The organism is Arsenophonus endosymbiont of Bemisia tabaci Q2 (assembly GCF_902713415.1).
GTDB lineage: Bacteria > Pseudomonadota > Gammaproteobacteria > Enterobacterales > Enterobacteriaceae > Arsenophonus.
In genome coordinates this window covers 1-10,851 of the sequence record NZ_CACTIE010000151.1, presented here as the reverse complement: position 1 = coordinate 10,851, position 10,851 = coordinate 1, and the positions used below count along the sequence as shown (strand labels likewise).

The following is a 10,851-nucleotide window of genomic DNA, read 5'->3' as shown; positions in this document are numbered from 1 at the left end:
TTAAATCAATAAAAAGCTTTCAGATTGCGAATACGTTAAAAGTTATCTGGCCAATATGATAAGGCGTACTTATTTCCCAGTAGAAATTTCTGTATAATAGCGATATTTTTTGATTATATTTAAATTAATAGCACTAAAACGGCTAGTGCAAGCGACTCTGTATGATGAGTAAAAGGATATCGTATGCGGACAAATTATTGTGGGCAATTAGGTGTTGCTCACGTTGGACAAAAAGTGACTCTCTGTGGCTGGGTTAACCGCCAGCGTAATTTAGGTAAATTAATTTTTGTCGATATGAGAGATCGCGAAGGTTTAGTTCAAGTTGTTTTTGTGCAGGAAAAACATGCCGAACTTTTTACTCAAGCGTCACAGTTACGCAACGAATTTTGTATCCAGATCACAGGTATGGTACGAGAACGTGAACAAATCAATAAAGAGATACCGACCGGTGAGATTGAAATTGTTGCACAAACATTGATGATTATTAATCCTTCTGAACCATTACCGATAGATAGGAATCAACAAAATTCCGAGGAAATAAGATTAAAATATCGTTATCTTCATTTAAGGCGGCCGGAAATCACAACGCGCTTAAGAGAGCGAGCCAACATTACTAGTTTTGTGCGTCGTTTTATGGATGCAGAAGGTTTTATTGATATTGAAACGCCCATTTTGACCAAAGCAACACCAGAAGGTGCGCGTGATTATCTTGTTCCAAGCCGCGTTCATAAAGGTGAGTTTTATGCTCTGCCGCAATCACCACAACTTTTTAAACAATTATTGATGATGTCGGGCTTTGATCGCTATTATCAGATAGTAAAATGTTTTCGTGATGAAGATTTACGAGCTGATCGCCAGCCTGAATTTACTCAGATCGACGTAGAAACCTCTTTTATGACTGCCGAGCAAGTTCGTGAAGTGATGGAGCGTTTGATCCGTCAATTGTGGCAGGAAAATAAAGGTATTGAGTTAGGCACTTTTCCGGTAATGACTTTTGCTGAGGCCATGCAAAGTTATGGTTCAGATAAACCAGACTTACGGAATCCATTAAAGTTGCTTGATATTGCTGATTTGCTCAATGCCGTTGAATTTAAAGTTTTTGCTGAAGCTGCCAATGATCCAAAAAGCCGTGTGGCTGCACTTTGTGTTCCATGCGGGGCCACATTAACGCGTAAACAACTTGATGGTTATACTGAATTTGTTGCTATTTACGGCGCCAAAGGATTAGCTTGGATGAAGGTTAATTCGCTGACTGAAGGTCAGGCAGATATTCAAAGCCCGATAGCTAAGTTTTTACCACCATCGGTGATTGATAATTTGTTAGCACGTACCCAAGCTAAAGCAGGTGATATTTTGCTATTTGGTGCTGGTAAACAAAATGTTATCAATCATGCAATGGGAGCATTACGGTTGAAAGTAGGGCGTGATTTAGCAATCACACAAAATAATAGCTGGAAAACGTTATGGATTGTTGATTTTCCAATGTTTGAAGAGGATGAAAATGGTGAGCTTCATGCTATGCATCATCCTTTTACTGCACCGAAAGATTTTACCCCGGAGCAACTACAAGCCAATCCTCTAGCGGCTGTGGGTAATGCCTATGATATGGTCATTAATGGTTATGAAGTTGGTGGCGGCTCAGTGCGTATCCACCATAATAAGATGCAACAAGCTGTTTTTGAAATTCTTAATATTAGCCAATCAGATCAGCAAGAGAAATTTGGCTTCTTGCTTGAGGCATTACAATATGGAACACCGCCACATGCCGGTTTAGCATTTGGTTTAGATAGACTTGTTATGTTATTAACGGGAACAGAAAATATTCGGGATGTGATTGCGTTTCCAAAAACAACCGCAGCAGCTTGTTTGATGACCGATGCACCCAGCGTGGCCAATCCGGCCGCATTAGCGGAATTGGCGATAACTGTTGCTCCAAAAACTAAATAAATACTATGCAATATAAACGGCCGGAATCAGTAGTTGATCTGCAACACAGTCTCTATTTTGATATTTTTTTAAAATTTCGCCACCGCTATGCTCCGGGTATAACTCAATGTAAAGAGCATTGGTTTTCTTTTTCCTTACCGCAAGAGCAGGATTTTTATTGAAAGAACATTTGGCTTTTCGTTGGTTACCTGCTGCTCAGGCAGCAGCATTGACCAAGTCATGGAGTAACCGTCAGGCGATTGAACAATTTGTTCTAAAATGATTTTTATTGACGTATTTTGGGAGATATTTCATGGCAGGTCATAGTAAATGGGCCAATACCAAACACCGAAAAGCGGCGCAAGATGCTAAACGGGGTAAAATTTTTACTAAAATTATTCGTGAACTGGTAACAGCGGCTCGTTTAGGTGGTGCTGACGCTGCATCAAACCCACGATTGCGTGGGGCGATTGATAAGGCATTATCTAATAATATGACGCGAGATACGTTAAATCGAGCAATCGCACGTGGTGTAGGTAGTGATGACAATGATAATCTGGAAACGATCATTTATGAAGGCTATGGCCCAGGCGGTACGGCTGTTATGGTTGAATGCTTAAGTAATAATCGTAATCGTACAGTTTCTGATGTCCGCCACGCCTTTACTAAGTACGGTGGTAATTTAGGTACCGATGGTTCGGTTGCTTATTTATTTACTAAACGTGGCGTGATCTCATATGCACCAGGCATTGATGAAGATAATTTAATGGAAGCGGCATTAGAAGCGGGTGCAGATGATGTCGAATCTTATGATGATGGTGCCATCGATGTTTATACTACGCTGGAAAGCTTTGGTGATGTAAAAGATGCTTTAGATGCGCCCGGTTTTAAGGCTGAAGCCGCCGAGGTGACAATGATCCCGTCAACAAAAGCAAATTTAGATGCTGACACTGCATCTAAACTTTTACGTTTAATCGACATGCTGGAAGATTCTGATGATGTACAAGAAGTGTATCATAATGGGGAAATTTCAGATGAAGTTGCGGCTAAGCTATAATTAAATCAACTTTTTATATTAAGAGATAGCATGCTGCTTATCAGTATAGCTAAGTGACTTAATTTTGATGACATTATTTATATATATGAGCTATTCAATTGATTTTATAAGTAAAGTCAGATTTACGATGGAAGAAGAAGGGTTAAGTATCCGAGAAACAGCGAAGCAATTTCGGATTGGCTCTGCATCTGTATCGCGTTGGATTAATCAAATAGAGCCAAAAGCATCGACTACACGTCAGCGAAAAATCGATAAATACGAGCTGATAAAAGATGTTGAACAATATCCAGATGCTTACCAAAAAGAGCGTGCAGAGCGTTTTGGCGTTTGTCAGAAGGCCATTTGGGAAGCTTTTAAAAAAATGGGATTGACCTATAAAAAACTCTACGTCATCCGAAAGCTGACGAAAACACTCGACAAACGTTTCAACAAAAAAACAACAGTATGAAAAAGAAGGCAAGCATATTGTTTTTATTGATGAAAGTGGTTTTTCACACGATACCCCGCGGACTCACGGCTATTCCCCGAAAGGTCAACGATGTGTTGGTCTCAAGAACTGTGGAGCTAAAGGAAGAACAAATGTTATCGGCGCTTTATTGGGCACAACGCTGTTTACTGTCGGATTATTTGATATCAATATTAACAGCGATGTTTTTTGTGCATGGGTCACCCAAGTCCTTATCCCAATACTTCCTAAAAACAGTGTAATCATGATGGATAATGCAACTTTTCACAAGAAACAGAGTATTCAACAAGTCATCATCGATGCGGGGAAATGGTGGAATATTTGCCTACCTATTCGCCAGATCTTAATCCAATTGAACATAAATGGGCACAAGCTAAATGCAAAAAAGAGCGCTCGGATGCGACACAGATATTTTGTTCGCACTCAATATGGTGTAATCAAAATTAAGTCGCTTAGCTATAATGTCGATGATTTACAGACGATTGTATTACGTAGTGCTCACTTTATGGGGTTAAAAATTTTTAATGCCGGTGCGAGACAAATTGCGATGCGCTCACGGGGAACCCCGCGGATAACTAATCGTTTATTACGGCGAGTAAGAGATTTTGCCCAAGTAAAAGGCGATGGTATTATCGATGGCGACATCGCTTCACAGGCATTAGATATTATGCTTAATGTTGATTCAGCCATTTTTGGCTATAGCTAAGCGTCTTAATTTTGATTACAAAATATATGTTTTTCTCCAATATAAATTTACTGATATAGAGTAATTACTTGTAATCATTTTTAAGTCGCCCAGCTATATCTTGACCGTAAGTTATTAATAGCTATTATTGATAAATTTATGGGGGGACCCCGGTAGGATTAGACAATGTGGCTGCTGCAATTGGTGAAGAAAAGGAAACTATAGAGGATGTTCTTGAACCTTTCCTGATTGAACAAGGATTTATTCAGCGTACTCCCCCTGGTCGAATTGCGACTGATCATGCCTACCGTCATTTTGGGGTTAATAAAGATTATGATGATGCTAACTAAGTTTATTAATGGGGTTAAATTTATTGCTTGTAATTCGCTAATATAATTATGCTAATTATTTTCAATGCAGCTTAACCCGGTGTTAAGCTGCTATTCATAATATATGAATAAATAATAATTTATTTATCATTATTATTATTTGTTATTTTTAATAACCATTTTATTATAAATGAACTTCTTATTTAATTAATTAATTATTAATATAAATTAATGATATTTAACTCTCAAAAATAAGCAATAGTTTAATATTAATATAATTAATTATTTTTTATAAATTAATTATATTAATATTATTAATGTTTTGCCGTGGTTAAATAATAATTTAACGGTAATTTTCATTATGTCTACTAACTATTTTTTAATAAATAAAATTAGCTAATTACGAAATAAACTGAATGAAAATAAAATTATTATTATCAATGTTATCATTAGCAATGTTAGTATTGATTAGTATTGATTAGTATTGATTAGTATTGATTAGTATTATAAATTTTTCCAGAGCAAATACTCTCCTCAATCCTATGCATGGTTATATCGATTTTCCTACTAGTCGAGCTTATCTGTGTTCGTTAGGTAAAAATGGTAATTGTGGTGCGGTTATGGTTGAACCACAATCGGTTGAAGGTCGTAAAGGTTTTTCTCGGCGTTGGCCAGCTGATGGTAAAATTGCCAGTACTGGAGATCGTTGGTTTGGTGAGTTATAGCTAAGCGACTTAATTTTGATGACATTATTTATATGAGCTATTCAATTGATTTTAGAGGTAAAGTGATATTTACGATGGAAGAAGAAGGGTTGATTATCCGAGAAACAGCGAAGCAATTTCGGATTGGCTCTGCATCTGTATAGCTAAGCGTCTTAATTTTGATTACAAAATATATGTTTTTCTCCAATATAAATTTACTGATATAGAGTAATTACTTGTAATCATTTTAAAGTCGCCCAGCTATATCGCGTTGGATTAATCAAATAGAGCCAAAAGCATCGACTACGCGTCAGGGAAAAATCGATAAATCCGAGTTGATAAAAGATGTTGAACAATACCAGATGCTTACCAAAAAGAGCGTGCAGAGCGTTTTGGCGTTTGTCAGAAGGCCATTTGGCAAGCTCTTTAAAATCGGATTGACCTATAAAAAACTCTACGTCATCCGAAAGCCGACGAAAATACTCGACAAACGTTTCAACAACAAAACAACAGTATGAAAAAGAAGGCAAGCATATTGTTTTTATTGATGAAAGTGGTTTTTCACACGATACCTCGCGGACTCACGACTATTCCCCGAAAGGTCAACGGTGTGTTGGTCTCAAGAACTGGGGAGCTAAAGGAAGAAAATGTTATCGGCGCTTTATTGGGCACAACGCTGTTTGCTATCGGATTATTTGATATCAATATTAACAGCGATGTTTTCTATGCATGGGTGGTCACCCAAGTCCTTATCCCAGTACTTCCTAAAAACAGTGTAATGATGATGGATAATGCAACTTTTCACAAGAAACAGAGTATTCAACAAGTCATCATCGATGCGGGGCATATGGTGGCATATTTGCCTACCTATTCGCCAGATCTTAATCCAATTGAACATAAATGGGCACAAACTAAATGCAAAAAAAGAGCGCTCGGATGCGACACAGATATTTTTTTCGCACTCAATATGGTGTAATCAAAATTGTAATCAAAATTAAGTCGCTTAGGTATATTTGTCTCCACTAATATGCTTTTCTAAAATTTTCTCTAGTCGTTGGGATCAGAATTTTATGAGTGAAAAATACATCGTAACATGGGATATGTTGCAAATGCATGCCCGTACTTTGGTACAACGCTTACTTCCAGCCAAGCAATGGAAAGGCATTATTGCGGTTAGCCACGGTGGACTTGTTCCAAGTGCTATTGTTGTTCGTGAATTGGGTCTACGCCATATTAATACGGTCTGTATTTCAAGTTACGACCATAATAACCAGAAAAAATTAAGGTTATTAAGCGAGTGGACGGCGATGGGAAGGTTATATTGTGGTCGACGATTTGGTCGATACTGCCGGGACAGCGTAAGCTATGAGGGATATGTATCCCAAAGGCTATTTTGTGACTATTTTTGCTAAACCCGCTGGGCGTCCATTAGTTGATAATTATGTTATTGATATACCGAAAAATACCTGGATAGAACAACCTTGGGATATGGAAAAAGAGGTTTTTATTAAGCCGCTTTGTGAACAATAATAATTATTTTATTTATTTCGCTTTGATTCGTGAAATAAAGTATATGATATAGGAATGCTAATCGCATCCCTTTTTCATTGCTAAAGTTTTTAACTGAATAAAGTCAATATGAGTGAAAAAATCTGTCAGAAAAGCTGTTTAAGCCTAAATCAAAACTGAAACAAACTGAAACCTCTGTTCTGGTGACTTATAGCCTGACTAAAACGCATTTATTAAAGCATAGCTCAATATTCGAAGGGACGAGTTATGTTAGTTGGTATCGTATCCTTAACCAGCTAATATGGATTTGGTGTGGCAACGATGGGCTGGAGATTGAAGGAGTATTAAGTCGTATTTCGGCAAATAATCGTATTCGAAGTTTTGATAATTTACTCGATACCATAATTGGTTACCAGCCAGGAAATTGTGCTTATGAGTGGTCACAACAAGCAATGGGCTGGCAGAAAAAAGCACTTGAATTGCCAACAAAAATAGCAAGAAGCCAAGCTTGGTTACGGGCAGCTATAGCTAAGCGTCTTAATTTTGATTACAAAATATATGTTTTTCTCCAACATAAATTTACTGATATAAAGTAATTACTTGTAATCATTTTAAAGTCGCCCAGCTATAATTTATATAGTATTGCTGCATATCCTCATCTTAAAGGTGATAATCTTGCCGAACAAGCGGTGTTATTAGCTAATAAAGCTTATGAAAATGCAGCGAAATTGACCGATTTTCGACTGAAAAAATTTTCTTTCAAAATAGCGGATGGCAAAAAAGAAGTGATTGGTTTTTTACATTTACCGGATACCAGCCAAGACCCGTGTCCCACGATTTTAGTTTGTGGCACATTAGATAGTTTACAACTAGATTATTACCGCCTTTTCAACAAGTATCTGGCCCCGCAAGGTTTTGCTATGTTAACCCTGGATATGCCATCAATTGGCTATTCTATTAAATATAAACTTTCCCAGAATACTAGCGCGCTACATCAACAGGTACTTAATCAATTGGCTAATATTCCATAGATCGATCATACTCGAATAGGTGTAATTGGTTTGCGTTTTTCTACCAATATTGCACTTCGCTTAGCTTATTTAGAACTCAAGCGCTTAAAAGGCGTTGCAGTTTTAGGGCCCATCGTCCACAACTTGCTTACTGAACAAAAATATCAGGATCAAATACCGGTAATGAATATTGACCTCTTTGCCAGTCGCTTAGCTATAGATGAAGCTGTTTTACGTTCAGAACTAAGTTGTTATTCTCTAAAAAACAGGGATTATTAGGGCGTCGCTGTTCTGTACCGTTTATGGCTGTCAACTGGCAAAATGATATTTTTAGTCCTAAAGAAGACGCACTACTTGTCGTACCTTAGTCCATTGACGCTAAGTTATTGACTTTACCAACCAAGCCGTTGTATCAAAATTTTCATCAGTCACTTTCTACAGTAGTGAGTTGGCTAAAAAGCAAAATTGAATAATCGTTGTGATTACTTGATTATTTTTCCTTATTTGCTAAAAAGGTAGCTTAACAACAAGGAGATCCTTATTATGGCTTTAACTTCAAATTATTCTAAAAGTAAATTATTGAAGAATTTTAACAGGTTAGGATATTATCTCCGCGAATCTCAATGTGAGGATAATCTCTTTTTTTTTCGACTACCTTGCTATTTGTGTTAATGCAAAGACTGCTCCAGAAAAGCGTGAATTTTGGGGATGGTGGTTGGAATTAAGACGAGAACTTGACGGATTTGTATATCATTATAAATTAGGTATGTTTGATAACGCGGGTAATTGGCAGCATATCGAAATTAATAAATGAAATATTATCAAGTCTCTTTAAGAGACATTGCAAGAATTCCACAAACATTTAGGTCATTCACTTAATACATTGGAATTAACATTAACCCCTTGCCCTAAAATGGTTGCAATTAATATATAGCTTATATTGTTGGCAACTATTGTAAAATTAACTTTTCATTAAAATTGCGTTATGTCAGTTGGCATAACGCTTCTTACTTGGTAAAACTGATGACTAAATATTTATTGTTATAGAGAGTTAATGGCAGAAGCATGATGAACAATAGCCAAACTTTGGTGATAAAATTAGGAACAAGTGTATTAACGGGTGGATCGCGTTGTTTGGATCAGGCTCGTATTGTTGAATTAGTGCGACAATGCGCACAGCAGCATGAAAAAGGTCACCACATTATCATTGTCACTTCGGGTGCAATTACTACTGGTCGAGCACATTTAGGTTATCGAACATTACTTGCAACAATTGCTTCGAAACAATTACTCGCGGCGGTTGGGCAAAGCCATCTCATGCAACTTTGGGAACGGTTGTTTTCCATTTATGGTATTCATATTGGTCAGATGTTATTGACCCGAGCTGATATTGAAGATCGCGAACGTTTTTTGAATGCACGCGACACATTAAAAGCGTTACTGCATAACCGTATTATTCCTGTTATCAATGAAAATGATGCCGTTGCGACAGCTGAAATTAAAGTTGGTGATAATGATAATTTATCGGCATTGGTTGCAATTTTAGCTGATGCGGATAAGTTACTATTATTAACGGATATCGAGGGACTGTATACCGCAGATCCACGCAACAATCCAAATTCACAATTGATCACTGAAGTTCATGATATTAATGATGAACTAAGATGCATGGCAGGTGATAGTGTGACCGGTTTAGGCACTGGTGGAATGGCAACAAAGTTGCAAGCAGCGAGCATTGCTGACCGAGCGGGAATTGAAGTGATTATTGCCGCCGCTGATAAGCCTAATCTGATCGCAAATGTGCTCGAAGGTTTGCAAGTAGGAAAAAAATTTCATCGCTTAAAAACGCCGATGGAAAACCGAAAACGGTGGATTTTTGGCGCGCCTCTGGCGGGTGAAATTTTTGTCGATGAGCCTGCTGCTTTGGCTATCCAGCAAAAAGGCAGCTCATTATTACCAAAAGGAATAATGAAAATTAGTGGTAATTTTTCACGCGGCGACGTTGTGGGTATTCTTAATTTATTAAGCAAAGATTTAGCGCATGGGGTGACTCATTATAATAGCGATGCTTTACGCCTAATCGCAGGATATCATTCGCAAGAAATTAATCGAATTTTGGGTTATGAGTATGGTGCTGTTGCTGTTCACCGTGAGGATATGATAGTGAGTAAATGATGTTGGAAAAAATAGGCAACGCAGCTAAACAAGCTTCATGGTACCTGGCAGGGTTAAATACAAAACAGAAAAATAATGTTGTCTTAATGGATATAGCTGATTGCCTGCAACAACAGAGTGATGCAATTTTAGCTGCTAATGCTAATGCTAATGCTAATGCTAATGCTAATGCTAATGCTAAGGATATGGAAGCCGCAAAAGCTGGCCATATGAATGCAGCTATGCAAGACAGACTATTGCTAACTGTTGAGCGATTAGATGCTATTGCTAATGATGTAAGAAAGGTATGTCAATTAGTTGATCCGGCTGGACGTATACTCGATGGCGGCTTATTAAACAATGGCTTAAATATACAACGTCGATGTGTTCCACTGGGCGTGATTGGTGTTATTTATGAATGGCCGTCCGAATGTAACGATCGATGTTGCCTCGTTATGTTTGAAAACCGGTAATGCCGTAATTTTACGTGGTTGGTAAAGAGACCTCACAGACTAATCAAGCAATCGTTAAAGTTATTCAGCAAGCATTGCAACAAAATGATATTCCACAGGCAGCGGTTCAATCTATTGATGATCCAGACAGAAAATTAGTAACCCAATTGCTGAAAATGGATCGCTATGTAGATATGTTGATCCCGCGTGGTGGTGCGGGTTTACATAAGCTATGCCGTGAACAATCAATCAATCATCCCAGTGATCACTGATGGTATTGATGTCTGTCATATTTATGTCGATCAGCATATTGATTTTAACAAAGCACTACCACTGATCGTGAATGCTAAAGTGCAGCGTCCAAGTGCATGTAATTCATTGGAAACGTTATTATAGCTAAGCGACTTAATTTTGATGACATTATTTATATGAGCTATTTAATTGATTTTAGACGTAAAGTGATATTTACGATGGAAGAAAGAAGGGTTGAGTATCCGAGAAACAGCGAAGCAATTTCCGATTGGCTCTGCATCTGTATCGCGTTGGATTAATCAAATAG

Annotated in this window: 8 protein-coding genes and 8 pseudogenes; all 16 read left to right on the top strand. The window is 37.6% G+C overall.

Annotation, left to right across the window (positions count from 1 at the left end; translation table 11 throughout):
* Positions 1-183: 183 nt before the first annotated feature.
* Positions 184-1,947 (top strand): aspartate--tRNA ligase, encoded by a 1,764-nt coding sequence (aspS, locus tag ARSQ2_RS08335; protein ID WP_181995002.1) that lies wholly within the window; start codon positions 184-186, stop codon positions 1,945-1,947.
* 29 nt (positions 1,948-1,976) lie between these two features.
* Positions 1,977-2,209: pseudogene (locus ARSQ2_RS12990) on the top strand (NUDIX hydrolase); the annotation flags it as partial.
* 30 nt (positions 2,210-2,239) lie between these two features.
* Entirely contained in the window at positions 2,240-2,983 is a 744-nt protein-coding gene (locus ARSQ2_RS08325) for a YebC/PmpR family DNA-binding transcriptional regulator (protein ID WP_181995006.1), read from the top strand.
* 85 nt (positions 2,984-3,068) lie between these two features.
* On the top strand, positions 3,069-3,431 hold the full coding sequence (locus tag ARSQ2_RS08320; protein WP_181995000.1) for an IS630 transposase-related protein: 363 nt from the start codon (positions 3,069-3,071) through the stop codon (positions 3,429-3,431).
* Positions 3,432-3,447: 16 nt separating this feature from the next.
* A pseudogene (locus ARSQ2_RS13795) lies at positions 3,448-3,690 on the top strand (transposase); the annotation flags it as partial.
* A 216-nt stretch (positions 3,691-3,906) separates the two neighbouring features.
* Positions 3,907-4,141, top strand: a pseudogene (locus ARSQ2_RS08310) (Holliday junction branch migration DNA helicase RuvB); the annotation flags it as partial.
* Positions 4,142-4,251: 110 nt separating this feature from the next.
* Positions 4,252-4,484 (top strand): annotated as a pseudogene (locus ARSQ2_RS08305) (Holliday junction DNA helicase RuvB C-terminal domain-containing protein); the annotation flags it as partial.
* 473 nt (positions 4,485-4,957) lie between these two features.
* Positions 4,958-5,188 (top strand): lytic polysaccharide monooxygenase, encoded by a 231-nt coding sequence (locus ARSQ2_RS08300; protein ID WP_420837760.1) that lies wholly within the window; start codon positions 4,958-4,960, stop codon positions 5,186-5,188.
* A 314-nt stretch (positions 5,189-5,502) separates the two neighbouring features.
* Complete coding sequence (locus ARSQ2_RS08295) at positions 5,503-5,685, top strand: hypothetical protein (RefSeq protein ID WP_181994264.1); 183 nt, start codon at positions 5,503-5,505, stop codon at positions 5,683-5,685.
* Entirely contained in the window at positions 5,682-6,143 is a 462-nt protein-coding gene (locus ARSQ2_RS08290; RefSeq protein ID WP_181994998.1) for a transposase, read from the top strand. Before ARSQ2_RS08295 ends, ARSQ2_RS08290 begins: the two co-directional genes overlap by 4 nt.
* Positions 6,144-6,237: 94 nt before the next feature.
* Positions 6,238-6,697: pseudogene (gpt, locus tag ARSQ2_RS08285) on the top strand (xanthine phosphoribosyltransferase).
* A gap of 122 nt (positions 6,698-6,819) precedes the next feature.
* Positions 6,820-8,159: pseudogene (locus tag ARSQ2_RS14920) on the top strand (alpha/beta hydrolase).
* A gap of 70 nt (positions 8,160-8,229) precedes the next feature.
* Positions 8,230-8,620, top strand: a pseudogene (gene crl, locus ARSQ2_RS08270) (sigma factor-binding protein Crl).
* 131 nt (positions 8,621-8,751) lie between these two features.
* A complete protein-coding gene (gene proB / locus ARSQ2_RS08265) occupies positions 8,752-9,861 on the top strand; it encodes a glutamate 5-kinase (RefSeq protein WP_181994997.1) in 1,110 nt (369 codons plus the stop codon).
* Positions 9,861-10,685 (top strand): annotated as a pseudogene (locus ARSQ2_RS08260) (glutamate-5-semialdehyde dehydrogenase); the annotation flags it as partial. The gene proB and the pseudogene ARSQ2_RS08260, both read left to right, overlap by 1 nt.
* Before the next feature lie 35 nt (positions 10,686-10,720).
* On the top strand, positions 10,721-10,843 hold the full coding sequence (locus ARSQ2_RS13785) for a hypothetical protein (protein ID WP_255487660.1): 123 nt from the start codon (positions 10,721-10,723) through the stop codon (positions 10,841-10,843).
* Positions 10,844-10,851: the final 8 nt, after the last annotated feature.

Excerpts from the sequence above, each read along its gene's own strand:
- aspS (WP_181995002.1), top strand. The coding sequence starts at position 184 with ATGCGGACAAATTATTGTGGGCAATTAGGTGTTGCTCACGTTGGACAA.
- ARSQ2_RS08325 (WP_181995006.1), top strand. The coding sequence starts at position 2,240 with ATGGCAGGTCATAGTAAATGGGCCAATACCAAACACCGAAAAGCGGCG.
- ARSQ2_RS08320 (WP_181995000.1), top strand. The coding sequence starts at position 3,069 with ATGAGCTATTCAATTGATTTTATAAGTAAAGTCAGATTTACGATGGAA.
- ARSQ2_RS08290 (WP_181994998.1), top strand. The coding sequence starts at position 5,682 with ATGAAAAAGAAGGCAAGCATATTGTTTTTATTGATGAAAGTGGTTTTT.
- proB (WP_181994997.1), top strand. The coding sequence starts at position 8,752 with ATGATGAACAATAGCCAAACTTTGGTGATAAAATTAGGAACAAGTGTA.
- ARSQ2_RS13785 (WP_255487660.1), top strand. The coding sequence starts at position 10,721 with ATGAGCTATTTAATTGATTTTAGACGTAAAGTGATATTTACGATGGAA.